The 19,651-nt window shown below is 40.4% G+C and carries 20 protein-coding genes and 1 riboswitch; of the genes, 19 read left to right on the top strand and 1 reads right to left on the bottom strand.

Annotated features, from left to right (window positions below):
• The first annotated feature begins 82 nt into the window (after window positions 1-82).
• From ACIROD_RS06365 to ACIROD_RS06335, 7 genes are all read left to right on the top strand, one after another.
• Entirely contained in the window at window positions 83-670 is a 588-nt protein-coding gene (locus ACIROD_RS06365) for a fatty acid metabolism transcriptional regulator FadR (protein ID WP_101222845.1), read from the top strand.
• 125 nt (window positions 671-795) lie between these two features.
• Entirely contained in the window at window positions 796-1,569 is a 774-nt protein-coding gene (locus tag ACIROD_RS06360; RefSeq protein ID WP_402938821.1) for an enoyl-CoA hydratase, read from the top strand.
• A 125-nt stretch (window positions 1,570-1,694) separates the two neighbouring features.
• Window positions 1,695-2,468: an electron transfer flavoprotein subunit beta/FixA family protein gene (locus ACIROD_RS06355; protein WP_101222842.1), complete on the top strand. Its 774-nt coding sequence runs from the start codon at window positions 1,695-1,697 to the stop codon at window positions 2,466-2,468.
• 71 nt (window positions 2,469-2,539) lie between these two features.
• Window positions 2,540-3,517 (top strand): electron transfer flavoprotein subunit alpha/FixB family protein, encoded by a 978-nt coding sequence (locus tag ACIROD_RS06350; protein WP_230176776.1) that lies wholly within the window; start codon window positions 2,540-2,542, stop codon window positions 3,515-3,517.
• A gap of 186 nt (window positions 3,518-3,703) precedes the next feature.
• Window positions 3,704-4,018, top strand: a complete 315-nt coding sequence (gene trxA, locus ACIROD_RS06345; protein ID WP_101222840.1) for a thioredoxin — start codon at window positions 3,704-3,706, stop codon at window positions 4,016-4,018.
• A 103-nt stretch (window positions 4,019-4,121) separates the two neighbouring features.
• A complete protein-coding gene (gene uvrC, locus ACIROD_RS06340; protein WP_230176777.1) occupies window positions 4,122-5,894 on the top strand; it encodes an excinuclease ABC subunit UvrC in 1,773 nt (590 codons plus the stop codon).
• A 61-nt stretch (window positions 5,895-5,955) separates the two neighbouring features.
• Window positions 5,956-6,132: riboswitch (Lysine riboswitch) on the top strand.
• A gap of 90 nt (window positions 6,133-6,222) precedes the next feature.
• Window positions 6,223-7,455 carry an aspartate kinase gene (locus tag ACIROD_RS06335; protein ID WP_101222838.1) on the top strand — a complete coding sequence of 411 codons (1,233 nt, stop codon included), beginning with the start codon at window positions 6,223-6,225 and terminating at the stop codon, window positions 7,453-7,455.
• A 63-nt stretch (window positions 7,456-7,518) separates the two neighbouring features.
• Here ACIROD_RS06335 and ACIROD_RS06330 read toward each other — a convergent pair whose 3' ends face one another.
• Window positions 7,519-7,989 (bottom strand): YslB family protein, encoded by a 471-nt coding sequence (locus tag ACIROD_RS06330; RefSeq protein WP_101222837.1) that lies wholly within the window; start codon window positions 7,987-7,989, stop codon window positions 7,519-7,521.
• Between the two features lie 384 nt (window positions 7,990-8,373).
• Between ACIROD_RS06330 and ACIROD_RS06325 the strand changes: the two genes are divergently transcribed.
• The 12 genes from ACIROD_RS06325 (at window position 8,374) to ACIROD_RS06270 (ending at window position 19,544) form a co-directional block, all read left to right on the top strand.
• On the top strand, window positions 8,374-8,982 hold the full coding sequence (locus ACIROD_RS06325; protein ID WP_034308986.1) for a succinate dehydrogenase cytochrome b558 subunit: 609 nt from the start codon (window positions 8,374-8,376) through the stop codon (window positions 8,980-8,982).
• 70 nt (window positions 8,983-9,052) lie between these two features.
• Window positions 9,053-10,804, top strand: coding sequence for a succinate dehydrogenase flavoprotein subunit (gene sdhA, locus ACIROD_RS06320; RefSeq protein WP_095390769.1), 1,752 nt, complete (start codon window positions 9,053-9,055; stop codon window positions 10,802-10,804).
• Between the two features lie 17 nt (window positions 10,805-10,821).
• On the top strand, window positions 10,822-11,595 hold the full coding sequence (gene sdhB / locus ACIROD_RS06315; protein WP_048689018.1) for a succinate dehydrogenase iron-sulfur subunit: 774 nt from the start codon (window positions 10,822-10,824) through the stop codon (window positions 11,593-11,595).
• Window positions 11,596-11,824: 229 nt separating this feature from the next.
• Window positions 11,825-12,289, top strand: coding sequence for an acyl-CoA thioesterase (locus ACIROD_RS06310; protein ID WP_230176778.1), 465 nt, complete (start codon window positions 11,825-11,827; stop codon window positions 12,287-12,289).
• A gap of 122 nt (window positions 12,290-12,411) precedes the next feature.
• The gene (locus tag ACIROD_RS06305) at window positions 12,412-12,636 is read left to right on the top strand and encodes a helix-turn-helix domain-containing protein (protein ID WP_028392149.1); all 225 of its coding nucleotides are present in this window, start codon (window positions 12,412-12,414) and stop codon (window positions 12,634-12,636) included.
• Between the two features lie 221 nt (window positions 12,637-12,857).
• Window positions 12,858-13,301: a MarR family winged helix-turn-helix transcriptional regulator gene (locus tag ACIROD_RS06300; RefSeq protein ID WP_101222835.1), complete on the top strand. Its 444-nt coding sequence runs from the start codon at window positions 12,858-12,860 to the stop codon at window positions 13,299-13,301.
• Window positions 13,302-13,311: 10 nt separating this feature from the next.
• A complete protein-coding gene (gene racE, locus ACIROD_RS06295) occupies window positions 13,312-14,115 on the top strand; it encodes a glutamate racemase (protein ID WP_101222834.1) in 804 nt (267 codons plus the stop codon).
• A gap of 148 nt (window positions 14,116-14,263) precedes the next feature.
• Window positions 14,264-14,473, top strand: coding sequence for a dihydrofolate reductase family protein (locus tag ACIROD_RS06290; protein ID WP_402938814.1), 210 nt, complete (start codon window positions 14,264-14,266; stop codon window positions 14,471-14,473).
• A gap of 95 nt (window positions 14,474-14,568) precedes the next feature.
• Window positions 14,569-15,648 (top strand): GerMN domain-containing protein, encoded by a 1,080-nt coding sequence (locus ACIROD_RS06285; RefSeq protein ID WP_101222832.1) that lies wholly within the window; start codon window positions 14,569-14,571, stop codon window positions 15,646-15,648.
• Window positions 15,649-15,871: 223 nt separating this feature from the next.
• Window positions 15,872-16,954, top strand: a complete 1,083-nt coding sequence (locus ACIROD_RS06280; RefSeq protein ID WP_402938810.1) for a GerAB/ArcD/ProY family transporter — start codon at window positions 15,872-15,874, stop codon at window positions 16,952-16,954.
• Window positions 16,951-18,426: a spore germination protein gene (locus tag ACIROD_RS06275; RefSeq protein ID WP_402938807.1), complete on the top strand. Its 1,476-nt coding sequence runs from the start codon at window positions 16,951-16,953 to the stop codon at window positions 18,424-18,426. The genes ACIROD_RS06280 and ACIROD_RS06275 overlap by 4 nt, the downstream gene beginning before the upstream one ends.
• Window positions 18,423-19,544 (top strand): Ger(x)C family spore germination protein, encoded by a 1,122-nt coding sequence (locus ACIROD_RS06270; RefSeq protein WP_230176781.1) that lies wholly within the window; start codon window positions 18,423-18,425, stop codon window positions 19,542-19,544. Before ACIROD_RS06275 ends, ACIROD_RS06270 begins: the two co-directional genes overlap by 4 nt.
• Window positions 19,545-19,651: the final 107 nt, after the last annotated feature.

Here is a 19,651-nt window from a genome sequence, read left to right as displayed (position 1 = left end):
GTTTTGCTTGACAGTAAAGGGTCATCATTTTATGATAGAAATATGAATGATGATTCATTCATTTTCTGAAAGGGGACATCCAGTGAAAAGCAACAGACCTAAGTATAATCAAATTATTGATGCGGCCGTTATCGTCATTGCCCAAAACGGTTACTATCAAGCCCAAGTATCCAAAATCGCCAAGCAGGCAGGGGTAGCGGATGGCACCATATATCTTTATTTTAAAAATAAAGAAGATATCCTAATATCATTATTCCATGAAAAGATGGGCTATTTTGTGGAACAGATCGAAGAAGAGCTAAAAGGAAAGACCACTGCTTCGGATAAACTGCATGTGCTCATCCAAAAACATTTTAAAAACCTTTCAGAAGACGTGAATTTAGCAATTGTCACTCAGTTGGAATTAAGACAGTCGAATAAAGAATTGCGCCTAAGAATTAATGATGTGTTAAGAGGGTATTTAAATTTAATCGATCAAATCATTATAGAAGGAAAAGAAAACGGCGAATTCCTGCCTGATTTAAATAATTTACTTGCCAGGCAGATGATTTTTGGAACGATTGACGAAACAGTGACGACCTGGGTCATGAATGAGCAAAAGTATTCGCTCCCAGACCTTGCACCAGATGTTCACCGCCTTCTGATTGGCGGCTGTGGCCTGAAAAGTTAACGATTTAAATAGAGGATGGCGAGCCATCCTCGAAAGAATCGGTTAATTCTGCTTCCAGTTTTATCGGGAAGTGATACATATTAAATTTTCGAAAAAGTTCGACTAGTATGCCTGGAGGGATTGAAATGGAATATCTTAAGCTTTCTGTCGAAAATCATGTGGCTTTTATAACTATTGATCATGCACCTGCAAATGCACTTTCTTCGGCTATCATCGGAGAGCTGTCACAGGCCTTCGACCAAATTGAGAATGATGAGGCCGTACGGGTTGTCCTTCTTCATGGTGAAGGAAGATTCTTCTCTGCAGGAGCAGACATTAAGGAGTTTACGGAAGTGAAAGACGGGAAAGCTTTCGAGAAGCTGACCAAGAACGGGCAATCTGTTTTTGAGAAAATCGAATCTTTCCCAAAACCGGTCATTGCAGCCATCCATGGAGCGGCCCTTGGCGGAGGATTGGAGCTGGCCATGGCCTGTCACATCCGTTTGGTAACCGAAAGGGCTAAACTGGGTTTGCCTGAGCTGCAGTTGGGCTTAATCCCTGGATTTGCTGGGACCCAACGTCTTCCTCGTTATGTGGGCATGGCAAAGGCAGCTGAAATGCTGTTTACAAGTGAACCGATTTCAGGTACCCAAGCTGTACAATGCGGATTGGCGAATCATGCCTTCACGGATGAAGAATTGATTCCGAAAGCTAAAGAACTAGCCAATAAAATTGCCAAGAAAAGCCCGCTTGCTTTAAAGTCGGCCATAGAGTTATTAAATTATTCCAAGCATGATGCCTACCATAAAGGTGTGGAAAGGGAAGCCGCCCTCTTTGGCCAAGCTTTCGATACTGCTGATGCACAAGAAGGAATCGGCGCTTTCATTGAAAAAAGGGAAGCTGTATTCACAGGGAAATGATGATTCGAGTATAAATAACTATTTTTATATATCATGCAGGATTTTGATGAAATCTGTAGAATACAATACTATATATCAATAAAATTCATAATCTTCAAAACTCAAATCATTCGGGAGGTATTATCGTGAACATTTATGTACTGCTGAAAAGAACATTTGATACAGAAGAAAAAATTACTCTATCCAACGGGAAAATTAATGAGGATGGAGCAGAATTCATCATTAATCCATACGATGAGTATGCAGTTGAAGAAGCAATCCAGGTGCGTGATGCACAAGGCGGCGAAGTAACGGTTATTTCCGTCGGAACCGAAGAGGCTGAAAAGCAATTACGTACGGCGCTGGCAATGGGTGCTGACAAAGCCGTATTGATAAATATAGAAGACGATATTGAAAATGGCGACCAATTCACGACTGCCAAAATTATAGGCGAATACTTAAAAGATAAAAATGCCGATTTAATCATTGCAGGGAACGTTGCAATTGATGGCGGTTCTGGTCAAGTGGGACCACGCGTGGCCGAAATTTTAGAAATTCCCTATATTACTACCATTACTAAGCTGGACATCGAAAATGGAAATGTAAGCGTTATCCGTGATGTCGAAGGGGACTCTGAAACGATCGAAGCATCCCTTCCGTTGTTGGTGACGGCTCAGCAAGGGCTAAACGAACCACGTTATCCATCATTGCCGGGAATCATGAAAGCGAAGAAAAAACCGCTTGAAGAATTGGAATTGGATGACCTGGATTTGGAAGAAGAAGATGTTGAGGCAAAAACAAAAACGATTGAAATTTACCTTCCTGCTAAAAAAGAAGCTGGAAAAGTATTAAACGGCGAAATCGGTGATCAAGTAAGCGAACTTGTTCAATTATTACGAAGCGAAGCAAAAGTGATTTAATCGAAACGGTACTTTTTCAAAATAACAACACACGACAAAAAGATAAAATAGTGCACAGGAGGTTTTTATAAATGGCTAGAAAGTTTCTTGTATTGGGCGAAGTTCGTGACGGTTCACTGAGAAATGTATCATTTGAAGCTATCGGTGCGGCTAAACTTGCTGCAGATGGCGGGGAAATAGTAGGTGTCTTGGTTGGTGACAGTGTTCAAAATTTCGGAAATGAATTGATCCAGTATGGGGCAGACCGGGTTGTTGCAGTCGAAAATGATCAATTGAAACAATATACTTCAGATGGTTATGCGCAAAGCTTGCTTGCCGTCATCGAACAGGAAAAACCAGAAGGGATATTCTTTGGACATACGGCCCTAGGAAAAGACCTTGCACCAAAATTGGCTGGAAAGCTTGAATCAGGATTGATCTCCGACGTTACAACCATTGAAGAAGAAGGCGGAAATATCGTTTTCACCCGTCCGATCTATTCCGGTAAGGCATTTGAAAAGAAAATTGTAACAGATGGCGTGATATTCGCGACAATCCGTCCGAACAATATCGAACCATTAGCGAAAGATGAGTCCCGCTCTGGTGATGTTTCTACATTAAGTGTGGATATCAAGGATTTACGTACAATCATTAAAGATGTTGTAAGAAAAGCCAGTGAAGGGGTCGACCTTTCAGAAGCGAAAGTAATCATCGCTGGTGGCCGCGGCGTGAAAAGTGAAGATGGTTTTGAACCATTAAAGGAACTGGCACAAGTTCTTGGCGGAGCGGTAGGAGCTTCCCGCGGAGCATGTGATGCGGATTATTGCGATTACTCTTTGCAAATCGGGCAAACGGGTAAAGTCGTAACACCTGACCTTTATATCGCCTGCGGAATTTCCGGTGCGATCCAGCATTTAGCTGGGATGTCCAACTCGAAGGTTATCGTTGCGATCAATAAAGACCCGGAAGCTAACATATTCAATGTGGCGGATTATGGAATTGTCGGAGACCTTTTCGAAGTCGTTCCGTTACTAACGGAAGAATTCAAAAAACTTAAAGTTAACGCGTAATAGAAATAATACAGATGAGGGGCAAGACATTTGGCATAAGCCGATACATGTCTTGCCCCTTTATTTGGCCTGCATATTTACTCTTTCTTTGGACATCCTACCACTGAAGCAAAATATTAGCATCGATTCGAGCAACAATGATATACTGTTTTTAGTTATTTGAGTAAATTTGAGGAGGAAATATATATGGCAATTATAAATGCAACTGACCAAACGTTCACAACAGATACTAGCGAAGGTGTCGTTCTTGTAGATTTTTGGGCTCCATGGTGCGGACCTTGTAAAATGATCGCTCCTGTTCTTCAAGAGCTTGATACTGAAATTGGCGATACAGCAAAAATCGTAAAAGTGGATGTGGATGAAAACCAAGAAACAGCTGGAAAATTTGGTGTGATGAGCATCCCTACATTAATCGTGCTTAAAGACGGTGAAGTGGTTGATAAGGTTGTTGGTTTCCAACCTAAAGAAGCACTTGCTGAACTTATTTCAAAACACGCGTAATAGTAGGTTAGCTAAAAAAAGCTTCAAGTCTGCGGACTTGAAGCTTTTTTCGCTATCTTGATATATAATAATTGTAAAAAAGGGAGAACAGGAGGCTGAATGCGTGAATCAACAAATAAAGAATAAACTTGCCCTTCTTCCCGATCAACCTGGTTGTTATTTAATGAAAGATCGTCAGGGAACGATCATCTATGTAGGCAAAGCGAAAGTGTTGAAAAATCGTGTCCGTTCTTATTTCACGGGATCTCATGACGGAAAAACATTCCGGCTCGTGAATGAAATTGAGGATTTTGAATATATTGTCACCTCTTCCAATATCGAGGCTCTTATTTTAGAGTTGAACTTAATCAAAAAACATGACCCAAAATATAATGTCATGCTAAAGGATGATAAGACGTATCCCTTCATAAAGCTGACTGCGGAACGCCACCCACGTCTAATCATTACGCGAAAAGTCAAAAAAGACAAAGGTAAATATTTCGGTCCTTATCCGAATGCATTTGCAGCTAACGAAACGAAAAAATTGCTCGACCGCATCTATCCCCTTAGAAAATGCAATACTTTACCTGATCGCGTTTGTCTCTACTATCACCTTGGCCAGTGCCTGGCCCCATGTGTATATGATGTAGAGGAACAGGAATATAAAAAAATGGTGGATGATATCAACAGGTTCTTGAACGGCGGGCATACTGAAATAAAAAAAGAACTGACTGAAAAAATGCTGGAGGCATCGGAAGATCTCGATTTCGAGAGGGCCAAGGAGTTCCGTGACAAAATTGCCCATATCGATATTACGATGGAGAAGCAGAAAATGATGACGACAGATTTCATCGACAGGGATGTATTTGGTTTTGCCTATGATAAAGGCTGGATGTGCGTTCAGGTATTTTTTGTCCGGCAGGGTAAATTAATAGAAAGGGATGTTTCACTTTTTCCGGTCTACGATGAACCCGAACAGGAACTTCTTACATTCCTCGGTCAGTTTTACGAGATTACGAACCACTTTAAACCAAAGGAAATCTTGCTGCCTGAATCAGTGGATGCCGAAATGGCCGAAGGGCTGCTTGGTGTCAAAACGATTCACCCGAAACGGGGAGCGAAAAAAGACATGCTTAAATTGGCGAATAAAAATGCCTCCATCGCGCTTCAGGAAAAATTCTCTTTGATTGAAAGGGATGAAGAAAGAACGATCAATGCGGTGGAAAACCTCGGGAAGCAACTGGGTATCTACACCCCGCATCGAATTGAAGCTTTCGATAACTCCAACATCCAGGGAAGTGACCCAGTTTCCGCTTTAGTCGTGTTCATTGATGGAAAGCCGGAAAAAAGGGAGTACCGCAAATATAAGATCAAGACGGTCCAAGGGCCTGATGATTATGAATCGATGCGTGAAGTGGTCAGAAGAAGGTATTCACGGGTATTGAAAGAAGGGCTGCCGCTTCCGGACTTGATCATCATTGATGGCGGAAAGGGACATGTTGAAGCCGTACGGGATATTCTGGAAAATGAATTGGGCCTTGATATTCCACTTTCAGGCCTCATTAAGGATGAAAAGCATAGGACCTCGCAATTGATGATCGGAAATCCGCTTGAAATCGTACCTCTTGATTCACGGAGCCAGGAATTTTACCTATTGCAAAGAATTCAGGATGAAGTGCATCGGTTCGCGATTACATTCCATCGTCAGCTACGCGGGAAAAATGCAGTTCACTCCCAGCTTGATGATATTCCAGGAGTCGGGGAAAAGCGAAGGAAGCAATTATTAAGGCATTTTGGATCATTGAAGAAAATCAAAGAGGCAACCGCCGAGGAAATCATGGAAGCTGGCATGCCAAAAGGGGTAGCAGAGGGAATCGTTAGAAAATTACAAGAATAATCTTGCTACCGATAAATCTCTATGCTATGATTAAAAAGAATTTTTAACTAGACAACTTAAAAGTGCTGATAGAGGTGCGGAATTCAAGAGTAAAAACCTGGAGAAGTATGAGCTTCCATGAAAGGTTTTGAAAGGGGATGACGCCGAAGGAAGACAAGACTCATACCTTGTTTTCCTGGTCCGACATTTAATAAATGGCGGATTGTCAGGGTTTATACCCTGGAGAGCTATCTCACTGTGTTTACAGTATTTAGATATGTGATCACAGCAATGAGATATTTCTCATTGCTTTTTTTATTGCCTAAAAAGGTAGAGAGGGTGCATGAGGATGGCATTAATCGTTCAAAAATTTGGCGGAACATCCGTCGGAAGCGTAGAAAAAATCAAAAATGTTGCCAATCGGGTAATCGAGGAAGCGCAGAATGGAAATGAGGTAGTCGTCGTTGTTTCAGCCATGGGGAAAACCACGGATCAATTGGTTTCCATGGCCCGGGATATTTCCGGAACCCCGAGCAAGAGGGAAATGGATATGCTATTGACTACGGGGGAACAGGTAACGATTTCCCTGTTAACGATGGCATTGATTGAAGAAGGACATGAAGCCATTTCGTATACTGGCTGGCAGGCTGGCATGCAAACGGAATCCGTTCATGGGAATGCCCGGATTTTAAACATCGATGCCACGAGGATCCAAGCTCAGCTTCAGGAGAAGAAAATAGTGGTCGTGGCTGGTTTCCAGGGGAACGATGCAAATGGGGAAATCACTACCTTAGGGCGAGGCGGTTCCGATACGACAGCGGTTGCCATCGCTGCAGCGCTGAATGCGGATAGATGCGATATTTATACGGATGTAACGGGTGTTTTCACAACGGACCCTCGCTACATAAAAGGCGCACGAAAACTCCAATCGATTTCTTATGATGAAATGCTGGAACTTGCCAACTTGGGGGCGGGCGTCCTTCATCCAAGGGCTGTCGAATATGCAAAAAATTATCAAATACCGCTTGAAGTCCGTTCAAGCATGGAGAGAGAATCAGGAACGATCATTGAGGAGGAAGCAACTATGGAAGAAAACTTAATTGTACGCGGGATTGCTTTTGAAGACAGTATTACGAGGGTCACAATATATGGTTTGCCCCAATCACTTGGTGCATTATCCACAATCTTCACAACACTTGCGAAAAACCGGATTAATGTGGACATCATCATTCAAAGCATGACTGCCGAGGATACGACCAATCTATCTTTTTCCACAAAAAGTGAAGATACGGAAGCGGCCTTGATCGTGCTGGAAAATAATAAAGAACAATTGGGATTCGACCGAGTCGAAACGGAGAGCGGATTGGCAAAAGTGTCCATCGTCGGTTCTGGTATGGTATCCAATCCGGGAGTGGCTGCCGAGATGTTTGAAGTGATGGCCAATACAGGCATCCAGGTGAAAATGGTCAGCACATCGGAAATTAAAGTTTCGACTGTCGTCAATGAAAAGGAAATGGTGAAGGCGGTCGAATCTCTTCATGAAGCATTTAAACTAGGTCAGCATGCAAATGTGCTAGCTTAAGTGTCAGGAGTCCAATAAAAAACAGACTTCCGGTAAAAAGGGTAAGTCTGTTTTAAGGGCTCATTAGATTGGATCTCTGGGATCCCATTGGATGGTGAATATCACTTTTTTTGCGCGGCGTTTAATTTCTTCCGTTGATTCGCTGAGGAATTTTTTTTGCAGTGTAAACTGCTCGGCAAGGAAACCGGCTTCAAGTTGGAAGTGACAATCAGGGTGTAAATCCAGGCGGCGGCTGATTATTTCACCCGTCAGGGATAATTCCATCTCGTGTTTTGTATACTTCAAGATTTCTAGATTGCCCCATCCAGCGCTTTGGAAAAATTCAATCACTTCCTGATCGCCATTCAATGGGAATTTTCTTGCTAATTGTTTACCTGCCCAATAGAGGATTTGATTAGAGTCTTTTCCGAGAATATCGTTCAATAGAACTTCTCTGATTAATTCGTATCCGAAAGCTGGAACCAGGAATTCTTCAGTTTGAATTTCTTCAGTTTGAATCTCTTCTTCTATCGCAGCAGCAATATTTTTTTTCATAATTTATCGCCTCTTTCTGTAAATCTATTATAAACGTATTTCTTTTGCAAATTATACTGTTTTTTATTTATTTAAATATCAATTGGAAAAAAATGAGAAATTATATCGAGATATTAATAGTTAAATTAGAAATTTATTTAAAATATCATCTTGACATACAAAAAATAGCTAATTTAATCCAATAAAATCTATTCTGAAAAAGAGATTTCTTGTATCCGTTTTCTTGACGCATATAGAAGTCAGGAGTAAAATGGACATGTCACATAATTGTAAAGGAAGTATAGAGGAGTTTTTTTGACTCTATACTGTATTTTCACGCGGAGATAAAAGGTAGCCACCAGTTTATCTTTGCATGATTTTTCACAAATTAAGGGGGGGCACTTAGTGGCAAAAAATCGTGAGTTTGGGAATCGCAGGCTTCATTCACTTCTAGGAGTAATTCCAATTGGTCTATTCCTAATTTTTCATTTATCGGTAAACTTTATGGCAACAAAAGGAGAAGAGACTTTTAATGGGGCAGTTCATTTAATTGAGTATACGCCCGTGAAGATTCTGGTAGAATGGGTCGTCATCTATCTACCGCTCATTTTCCATGCTGTGTACGGAATTTATATTGCCTTTACAGCAAAAAACAATTTAGGCAGATTTAGTTTCTTCCGTAACTGGATGTTCATGCTACAACGTCTAACTGGAATCATAACGTTGATTTTCCTTGTTTGGCATATATGGGCAACTAGAATTCAAGCAGCTATGGGTGCTGAAGTTAACTTTGACATGATGGCTGAAATTTTCTCTAGTCCATTTATGATTGTGTTCTATATTGTTGGTATTATCTCGGCAATCTTCCACTTTGCTAATGGATTATGGTCATTTGCAGTCAGCTGGGGTCTTACAGTTTCACCAAGATCGCAAAGAATCATGACTTACTTTACATTGATCGTTTTCGTTCTTCTTTCTTATATCGGAATCAGCGCAATTTTCGCTTTCGTATAAGAAGATAGAGTTCATTTATAAGAATTAGGAAAAACATAGCTTGGCTAATGGAAATAAGGGAGTGACAGAATTGGGTAAAGGTAAAATAGTTATCGTTGGTGGAGGTCTAGCTGGATTAATGGCTACGATCAAAGCAGCAGAGCTGGGACAACAGGTTGATTTATTTTCTTTAGTGCCTGTTAAACGCTCTCACTCAGTTTGTGCCCAAGGCGGAATCAACGGGGCAGTAAATACAAAAGGTGAAGGGGATTCTCCATATATCCACTTCGACGATACAGTTTATGGCGGAGATTTCTTGGCTAACCAACCGCCGGTTAAAGCGATGTGCGAAGCAGCACCATCGATCATCCATATGTTTGACCGTATGGGTGTTATGTTCAACCGTACTCCGGAAGGTCTTCTTGATTTCCGTCGTTTCGGTGGTACTCAACATAGCCGTACAGCATTCGCTGGTGCAACAACTGGTCAGCAATTACTTTACGCATTGGACGAGCAGGTTCGCCGTTATGAAGTTGAAGGCCTTGTAACGAAATATGAAGGCTGGGAATTCCTTGGAGCTGTAATCGATGATGAGCAAACAGCACGCGGTATCGTAGCTCAAAACCTGACTTCAATGGAAATCAAATCATTCCCTGGAGACGCAGTCATCATGGCGAGCGGCGGCCCTGGAATCATTTTCGGTAAATCAACTAACTCAATGATCAATACAGGTTCAGCAGCTTCCATCGTTTATCAACAAGGTGTAAATTATGCAAATGGTGAGTTCATTCAAATTCACCCGACAGCAATCCCTGGAGATGACAAACTTCGTCTAATGAGTGAATCCGCTCGTGGTGAAGGTGGACGTATCTGGACATATAAAGACGGAAAACCTTGGTATTTCCTTGAAGAAAAATACCCTGCTTATGGTAATCTAGTACCTCGTGATATCGCGACTCGTGAAATCTTCGACGTCTGCATGAACATGAAGCTTGGCATTAATGGAGAAAACATGGTTTACCTGGATCTATCACATAAAGATCCGAAATTACTTGATATTAAACTTGGCGGAATCATTGAAATCTACGAGAAATTCATGGGTGAAGATCCTCGTAAAGTTCCAATGAAAATTTTCCCTGCGGTTCACTATTCTATGGGCGGACTTTGGGTGGATTATGACCAAATGACTAACATCAAAGGTTTATTCGCTGCAGGTGAGTGTGATTACTCACAACATGGCGGTAACCGTCTTGGTGCTAACTCACTTCTTTCTGCAATCTATGGTGGTTCAGTCGCTGGACCGAACGCCGTTAAATATATTGAAGGCCTTGATAAAACTTCAGAATCCATTCCTTCTTCATTGTATGAAGGGTACGAAAAACAAGAACAAGAGAAATGGAATGAAGTCATGTCTCTTGATGGTAACGAAAATGCGTACGTCCTTCACAAAGAACTTGGTGAGTGGATGACACAGCATGTTACTGTAGTTCGTTACAATGACAAGCTGAAAGAAACGGATAACAAGATACTTGAACTAATGGAACGTTACAAGAAAATTAACATCAATGACACGGCTAAATGGAGTAACCAAGGAGCTGCATTCACTAGACAGCTGCAAAACATGATGCAATTGGCTCGTGTAATCACAATTGGTGCGTTAAACCGTGACGAAAGCCGCGGAGCGCATTACAAACCTGATTTCCCAGAACGTAATGATGAGGAATTCATGAAAACTACTATGGCAACATTCAAAGGCTTGGATCAAGCACCAGAATTCCATTATGAAGATATTGATGTATCACTGATCGCACCGCGTAAACGTGACTACACTACGAAACACTAAAGAGGGGGAGCAAAAAAATGGTTGAAACTAAATCTGAGACTAAAACAGTCCGTTTTATAATCACTCGTCAAGATACACCGGATTCAGCTCCTTATGATGAGGAATTCGAATTAGCATACCGCCCGAATATGAACGTAATTTCGGCTCTTATGGAAATTCGTCGTAATCCGGTAACTGTACAAGGCAAGCACACTACAGCAATCGCATGGGACATGAACTGTCTTGAAGAGGTATGTGGTGCTTGTTCAATGGTTATCAATGGTAAACCAAGACAATCATGTACAGCTCTTATCGATCAATTGGAGCAGCCAGTTCGTCTAGCTCCAATGCGTACATTCCCTGTTGTTCGTGACCTGCAAGTCGATCGCAGCCGTATGTTCGACTCATTGAAAAAGGTAAAAGCATGGATTCCAATCGATGGAACGTACAATCTTGGACCGGGACCGCGTATGCCAGAAAAGAAACGTCAATGGGCTTACGAGTTATCTAAATGTATGACTTGCGGTGTTTGTTTGGAAGCTTGTCCGAACGTAAACAGCAATTCAGACTTCATGGGGCCACAACCATTATCACAAGTTCGGTTGTTCAACGCACATCCAACAGGTGCAATGAACAAAGCTGAACGTTTAAATACAATCATGGGTGATGGAGGACTTGCAAACTGCGGTAACTCACAAAACTGTGTGCAGTCTTGCCCTAAAGGCATTCCATTAACTACTTCGATTGCAGCGTTGAACCGTGATACTACGATCCAACAATTCCGTAACTTCTTCGGCAGCGATGAAGTTTAATAATGAACATGAAAGAACCTATATCTTATGATATGGGTTCTTTTTTTATCGATTGATAGCTTGGATTGATGTGTAAAATGATTTGTGGCACCCGCAAATGCTGAATGACTAAATTAATGAAGTGAGAATGATAAAATTAAACATCTTCCAATATAAAATACTTTTCATTATGGCTTTTTTCTTATAAAATGAGTGAATAGTCATTCATTTCAGAAAGGGTGTGCACAAGTTGGGCAAAATATCATATATTGATAATATAACGGAGTGGATCAATGATTTTTCCTTTAAACATGAGATTAAGGTCCGCTTTTCAGAAACTGATATGTTTGGGCACATGAATAACACGATTCCTTTTACTTATTTTGAGGAAGCACGGATTGAGTATTTCAATAGCATGGGATTCATGTCGGATTGGACCTCTGCTGAATGCGGTGAGATGCCGGTTGTTGCTAACTTACAGTGTGATTACCTGAAGCAGGTTTTTTTCAATGATCGATTGACGATCCATGTGAAAGCTGACCATATCGGAAATTCTTCAGTGGACATACATTATATGGGGACCAAACAGGATGGATCAATTTGTTTAACGGGCAGGGGGACGATTGTACAAGTCTCCAAGGCCACCGGAAAGCCGATACCTTGGACGGAAGAGATGAAGCACTCGATGTGGCAAACTGTGCTGGAACATTCCTAAAAATATTTCCATTTAGACAAGTAAAATAGTCACTCCATTGCCCCAGCCGACATACTATATCTTGACTAAATAGACACCCACTCCGGGTTTTATGCTGGTGAAGGCAAGGAGGGTAACATTACTTGAAGGAGAACGAATTCACTCATAAGCCACTACTCACCAAAAGAGAAAAAGAAGTATTTGAGTTACTAGTACAAGACAAAACAACAAAAGAAATCGCAGGTGAATTGTTTATTAGCGAAAAAACAGTTCGAAACCATATTTCGAATGCGATGCAGAAGCTTGGAGTTAAAGGACGTTCGCAGGCAGTCATAGAACTCCTTCGTATGGGAGAACTTAAGCTTTAATGTGTTAACTCTTAATACGTAAGCCTAATAAATATTTTCTCTCCCGTTCATTGGCAGCATATAAGGAAGGGCAAAACAATTTGGTTGTTTTGACTTCTTTGGATGCTGCTTATTTTTATGAGAGCGTTTCATTATGATTCCAGGTAATCAATCTTGAAAATCATTTCACTTTCATCCAAAATGGTAGTATGATAAGTTTCATGAAGTGGGGAGCTGTGTGTATGGATGAAGAGAAGCAGGCGGCATATGTAGCCGATATCGAGAGGGAATTGCGCTATGTATCGTCATGGCTTAAACAAAGGGGGAGAGAAATTCTCCATGATTATAAAATTACCATTCCTCAATTCGTGGCTTTGCAATGGCTTTTTGAATCAGGTGACATGACGATTGGCGAATTGTCCACGAAGATGTTTCTCGCCTTCAGCACAACGACGGATCTGATTGACCGCATGGAGAAACATCAGCTTGTCCAGCGTGTCAGGGATGAAAAGGACCGGCGTGTGGTTCGAATTCACCTTCTTGAAGAAGGTGAACGGATAATCGAAGAAGTGATTAATAAACGGCAGCAGTACTTGAGTGGCGTGTTAGTCAATTTTAACGAATCTGACATCATGTCCCTCAAAGGGATTCTAGTAAAACTACATCAAGAAATGAAAGAAAAATGAGGCGAGTTTTTTGAAACAACCGATAGGCATCATTGATTCAGGGGTAGGCGGTTTGACAGTAGCTAAAGAAGTCATGCGTCAGCTTCCAAATGAAAATATAATTTACTTAGGTGATACAGCAAGATGCCCTTATGGGCCAAGGACCAAAAAAGATGTCCAAACCTTTACATGGCAAATGACGAGGTTTTTGATGAAGAAGGAAATAAAAATGCTGATCATCGCCTGCAATACAGCGACTGCAGCTGTACTGGATGAAATCAGGGCAACACTTCCGATTCCGGTGTTGGGTGTCATCCATCCAGGGGCAAGGGCGGCATTGAAAGTTTCTGATTCCTTGCATATTGGCGTGATTGGTACGGAAGGCACGGTGAAAAGCAAAGCATATGACGACGCGCTTGCCTCCATCAATTCCGATGTGAAAGTAGATAGTTTAGCATGCCCGAAATTTGTCCCAATCGTAGAAAGCGGGGAGTTTGAAGGGGGTATCGTCAATAGGGTCGTGGCACAAACCTTGAACCCGTTGAAGAAAACGAAGATCGATACATTGATCCTTGGATGTACCCATTATCCACTGCTGGGGCCTGTAATCTCTTCCTATATGGGGGATGAAGTACAAGTCATTTCCTCTGGGGAAGAAACCGCCCGTGAGGCAAGTGTCATTTTGGATTACTATAAATTAATCAATAAAAGCAAGCTCCGCCCAGTTCATCGCTTTTATACAACCGGTTCCAGAGATATGTTTGGTTCCATCGCGTCGAGCTGGCTCGGTATTCATGTCAATACCATTGAAACAATTAAAATCGATCACTTATAAGACTTCCATTTGGAAGTCTTTTTTTCTTGTCTTGAACAGACGGTGTTAGTATCGATACGGTGATTATGAGACATATGACAGATTCATATTTTGGAACAAGAATTTCCCTATCAACATAAAGCCTGCTTTCAAGAAGTGCGAAAGGGTTATGGACGAAGATGTAGATGATTTCATCGGAAGACAGAAAGAAGGTTCAAGGATCTGGCTTGTCGGCAGTGCAGAATTAGTGGGTGATTTCATAAGGGAAACGCAGGTGGATGAAATGATTCTGTCCATCATTCCGGTTATATTGGGGAATCGGATTCGATTGTTCCATTCAGGTAGTCCCGAAATCCCAGTGAAGCTGACAAACGGGTAAATTGCCCAGCCCCATTATCAAAGAGAAAAATAATTGGTCTATTTTCCCCTAGGGCTCGTATAAATAGGAGTACAAACTGTCCTAGGAGTGATTTTATGTCCAATAAATCAAAAGTAACAATGGCTGTGACCATTCTGGCATCTTCTTTTTGGCTTTCAGGCTGTGGATTATTTGGCGGTGAAGAGAAAAAGGAAATAGATCCGCCGAAGGATGTTTCATTAGTCGAGGATGAATCTTCATTAAAAGAAACAGAAATGAATGGTGAGGAAAAGCCCGCGACTGATGGAGAAGAGGGCGCTGTTGAAACGAAAACAGTGAAGACGGAGTTATATTTAATTGATAAAAGCGGGTATGTGGTTCCACAAACATTGGAACTTCCTAAATCGGAAGCTGTCGCCAAACAGGCTCTTGATTACCTTGTCACTAACGGACCTGTCACGGATAAACTTCCGAATGGATTCAGGGCCGTCATTCCTGCCGATACCCAAATAAGCGTGAACATTAAAGACGGAGTGGCTGTGGCGGACTTTTCGCCGGAGTTCAAAAATTATCAGAAAGAGGATGAACTTAAAATCCTCCAAGCCATTACATGGACACTGACACAATTCGACTCGGTCGAGAAAATCCAAATGAGAATTAATGGGGAAGATATATCCGAAATGCCTGTCAATGGCACACCGATAGATGAGAATGTCTCAAGGTCGTCAGGAATCAATATCGATACGAGTGACGTAGTCGACATTTCCAATACCAAATCACTGACCGTTTATTATGTAGGCGGTGACGAGGAGTACACCTATTATGTTCCGGTGACACGCAGGATCAGCGAAACGGTGTCTGATAATGTAACAGCGGTCATTCAGGAATTAACGAAGAGTCCTTCAGGTTCAAGCCTGCAAACAGGGTTCATGAGTGATGTAGCTTTACTTGACGAGCCTAAAGTCGCAGAAGGTAAGGTCAGCCTCAATTTTAATGAAAATATCCTTGGAAGCTTTAAAGAGAAAAAGGTATCACAAGAAGTCCTTGATGCCTTGGTCCTTTCCTTAACGGAACAGAAAGGAATTGAAAGCGTTGAAGTGCAAGTGCAGGGCAGCGCAGATGTTCTTAATGAAGAAGGCAAGAAATTATCCGAACCAGTGGTCCGTCCAGAGAAAGTCAACACAGGTAGTTTTTAAAGAGCAATTTATATCTGGAAATCACAATGAGGCAGCCTGCAGCTGCCTCTATTTTTTATTCCACAATTGTTACCACGCTATTATTGCACCTGTTGTATACATTGTTTTTAGTTGAATACTAATACCGCCGCCAAGCATTTCTAGTATCAAGAGAAAGTTTTTACATAAATAAATTTTTAAAAGGGGAAATTACTTTTAATCGTGTAATTAATGGGGGGATATTATGGATCAAAAGATCATTCAGGCTTTACACATCTATGTTTTAATCATCATGAATACAGGATTCATGGTACATGTCCTACTCCTTCCTAATATATTGACCGCATCACAACGCGACGCATGGATAAGTGTCATAATAAGTGTTGTTCCATGTATCGTTTGGACCCTATTTATTTTTTATATTTATAAAAAACTAGATAAAGAAGATATAATCGCTTTTCTAAAAAAATGGTCTACACCTTTTGTTACATATATTTTCACTATAGCATTTGGGTTGTACTTTATATTTAACGCCTTCATTACCGTCAAGTTTACAGTGATTTGGGCAAAAGCTAATTATACTCATGACATACCGAACATTGTAGTCGTTAGCCTATTCACTTTTATTTGTATTTTTGCAACTTATAAAGGAATACGCACCATAAGTACTTTGGCTCTCCTGTTTCTTCCGTTCGTCACTTTTTTTGGGATATTTGTGGGGCTGGGGAATACGAGTAATAAGAATTACGAATTATTGTTCCCGATATTTGAAAGCGGGTATCGCAATACTCTAAATGGTATTTTGTATACGAGTGCAGGATATTTAGAAATTATCGTTTTTTTATTTTTGACTCCTTACCTGAAAGGTAAGCTAAAAGCCAAGTGGCTTTTATTAGTTAGTGTAATTTTAATCATGCTTACGTTAGGACCCCTGATTGGGGCGATTGCAGAATTTGGTTCCGTGGAAGCAGTTAAAATGAGGAATCCAGCTTATGAACAGTGGAAGCTGTTAAGGTTTGGCTATTATATTACTCGACTCGATTTCCTGTCCATTTTCCAATGGCTTTCAGGTGCCATGATTCGAATAAGTTTATGTTTATTTATAGGATATAAATTAATCTCAAATTCAAAACATCAGAAGTGGATACTGCTCTCACTATATTCATTAATTGTTATTGGAACGCTAATCCATTGGGATGCCACTTCATTTTTTTATTTTATATACAAATATTTCTTTCCGATCAGTAGTCTGTTTCTCTTGAGTGCTGCAATTATACTGTTATTCCTTATTATAAAAAAGGGAAAAGGAAAAGGTGAAACATTATGAGGAAGGGAAAATTGAATGGAACTCCTTCTTGCATTGACCAAATCCAAAAATGGTTCGAACATTCCTCTGATGTTGTTTTAAGAAAAAAAACATTTGATCCTGAAGGTCGTTATTTGTTGGGGTTTTTATATGCGCCAAACTTAGTCGATATGCAATTTATCAATGAAGTGATACTGCCTACAATATCAAAAGCGGTTCAAGAAAATGGGGAATTAACAATTGATCAATTAAGCAATATTATGGAGATCAGTACGCTAAAAAAAGACGCCGATTTAAAAGAGGAAGTAGAAAGCATTCTATTTTCAGGAGACCTAATCATTATTAATGAATCTTCTAATGAAATTTACTATACTCCATTAGCTAATTCCCCTAAGCGTAGTCCGGAAGAGTCCAATATAGAATCTTCCATTCGCGGACCTAGAGATGGATTTATTGAGAATATTTCGGATAACATGTCTTTAATTCGCCAAAGGTTAAAAACGTCAACACTTAAATGCATTGAATATACAATCGGGAAAAGAAGTAAAACCAAAATATTGCTACTTTATATAGATGACATTATTAATCCTTCGATTCTTTTGGATATTAAAAAACGATTGGATTCATTAAATGTTGATATCATAGTCAGCAGTTACCAAGTTGAAGAACTCCTATATGATACTCAACTTTCCATCTTCCCATTAATGGATTATATCGGTCGACCGGACTATGTTGTTGAATCCTTAAATCAAGGACGCTTTGCCATCCTGGTGGACGGGAATCCCACATGCTTGATCGGACCGACCAGTATTAATCAGTTACTTTATTCTGCTGATGACGCACATGCAAGCTTTTTTTACATTAGTTTTATGCGCATCATTCGTGTAGTCGCCTTATTTGTAACGGTTGCGTTACCGGGTTTTTTTATAGCGTTAGTTTCCTATCAATTCGACCAAATTCCCTTTTCGCTTCTTGCGACGATTTCAATCACGAGACAAGGATTACCGATACCTGCTTCTTTAGAGGCATTCATGATGATCATATTGTTTGAACTATTTAAAGAAGCTGGTCTTCGCCTGCCAAAAGCTGTAGGTCCGACGGTTTCTGTGTTGGGTGGATTGATTATAGGTGATGCAGCGATTCGGGCAGGGCTGACTTCACCCTCCATGTTAGTAGTAATAGCTGTTACTGTTCTCTCAAGCTATACCTTAATCAATCAGAATATTGCTGGAAATATCGTTCTTATAAGGTTATTCATATTTGCTTGTTCAGCGTTTTTAGGCTTGTTTGGATTCTTCATGGGAATATTCCTTATCTTGATTGTTGTGGTTTCCTTGGAAAGTTTCGGACAGCCTTTTGTGAATCCATTTTCCAAACCAAATAAATCGGATATGTTAAAAGTCTTATTCAAGCTTCCGTATGGGATGTTAAGGCAGCGGAATCAAGCTATACAGTCCAGTGATAATGAACCGCAAAAGGAGTCGAACAAATGAGAAAGCTAATTGCAGTCATGGTTATTGGCTGTCAACTTTTATTGACGACAGGATGCTGGGGAATGAAGGAAATTCAAGCTCAAACATATGGATCCGCTCTAGGGATCGATTATAAAGAGGGTGAATTCATCTTATACTTTCAAGCGTTGAATTTTGCGGATATAGCAAAACAAGAGGGGGCCACTGCATTACAAGAAAGATCTACTGTTGTCATTGGGGAAGGTAAAGGGGAAAGTATCGAGGAAGCATTTACCGAATTAGAACAACATGCCGCATTACCGCTTTATATCGGGCATATTAACTCCTTCATTTTAAGTGAGAATGTAATCAAGAATAAAATGAAGGATTTCATTGAATATGTAGGAAAAGAGCCCTTATTGCGATACAATTCATGGCTGTTCGTTACGAACAAGGATATTAAAAAGGTGTTTGACAGTGATAGTTTCTTTAATCTACCTAACTTATTCACGATCATTCAAAGGCCAGAGACCGTTATTAACGAGAACTATTTCATTTCCCCGTTAAAATTCAGTGAACTGGTTTCGAAGTTTTATCAACCGGTTGGTTCCATTTTAATTCCCTCTTTGGTCATAAATGAGCATCATTACTCAGAGGGCGGGAAAGAAAAGAAGATACCAACGTTGAATGGCGGCTATGTTTTATCAAAACAACAATATAAAGGGTACGTAAGTAAACAAGATTTGATAGGTTTAAAATGGGTTGAAAACAAGGCGACAGTAATGTTTTTTTCCCTGAACAAACAAAAGGTAAGTGTTGAAATCATGGACCCTAAAACAAACATCATAGTATTGGAACAACAAAAGAAACCCTTATATGACTTAGAGGTTAGAGCAAATGGAATATTGAAACAAAATATAGCTAACTTGGATATGGAAAAAATCGAAAAAAAGGTAGAAACAAAAGTTAAGCATGATATTTTGAAGACATTGGAGACGGGGGAGAAAATCAATACAGACCTATTTAACATAAGTGAAAAGGCATACAGATACCATGTCAATAAGTGGGATAACAGAATTATTAATTCCTTTGATAAGACTTCAATAAATAACATAAAAGTTAATATCCATATTGAACATAGTGAAAATTACAAACGTTAGTTTATAAGTTTCAGGTTATTTCAGATGAGGGAGTTGTGTTAGACTTAACTTATCTGGAAAATTCAGCAGCCGTTATTGATCATGAAAGGCAGCGTTGAATTCGTCCG

The sequence above is a fragment of the Peribacillus sp. NPDC101481 genome (assembly GCF_044767165.1).
In the GTDB taxonomy this organism is placed as follows: domain Bacteria; phylum Bacillota; class Bacilli; order Bacillales; family DSM-1321; genus Peribacillus.
This window is presented reverse-complemented; position numbering and strand designations above follow the sequence as displayed.

Coding starts and splice junctions, on each gene's coding strand:
- ACIROD_RS06280 (WP_402938810.1), top strand. CDS start 15,872: ATGGATCAAAAGATCATTCAGGCTTTACACATCTATGTTTTAATCATC.
- ACIROD_RS06275 (WP_402938807.1), top strand. CDS start 16,951: ATGAGGAAGGGAAAATTGAATGGAACTCCTTCTTGCATTGACCAAATC.
- ACIROD_RS06290 (WP_402938814.1), top strand. CDS start 14,264: ATGGACGAAGATGTAGATGATTTCATCGGAAGACAGAAAGAAGGTTCA.
- trxA (WP_101222840.1), top strand. CDS start 3,704: ATGGCAATTATAAATGCAACTGACCAAACGTTCACAACAGATACTAGC.
- ACIROD_RS06350 (WP_230176776.1), top strand. CDS start 2,540: ATGGCTAGAAAGTTTCTTGTATTGGGCGAAGTTCGTGACGGTTCACTG.
- ACIROD_RS06335 (WP_101222838.1), top strand. CDS start 6,223: ATGGCATTAATCGTTCAAAAATTTGGCGGAACATCCGTCGGAAGCGTA.
- sdhB (WP_048689018.1), top strand. CDS start 10,822: ATGGTTGAAACTAAATCTGAGACTAAAACAGTCCGTTTTATAATCACT.
- ACIROD_RS06330 (WP_101222837.1), bottom strand. CDS start 7,989: ATGAAAAAAAATATTGCTGCTGCGATAGAAGAAGAGATTCAAACTGAA.
- ACIROD_RS06270 (WP_230176781.1), top strand. CDS start 18,423: ATGAGAAAGCTAATTGCAGTCATGGTTATTGGCTGTCAACTTTTATTG.
- ACIROD_RS06300 (WP_101222835.1), top strand. CDS start 12,858: ATGGATGAAGAGAAGCAGGCGGCATATGTAGCCGATATCGAGAGGGAA.
- ACIROD_RS06285 (WP_101222832.1), top strand. CDS start 14,569: ATGTCCAATAAATCAAAAGTAACAATGGCTGTGACCATTCTGGCATCT.
- ACIROD_RS06360 (WP_402938821.1), top strand. CDS start 796: ATGGAATATCTTAAGCTTTCTGTCGAAAATCATGTGGCTTTTATAACT.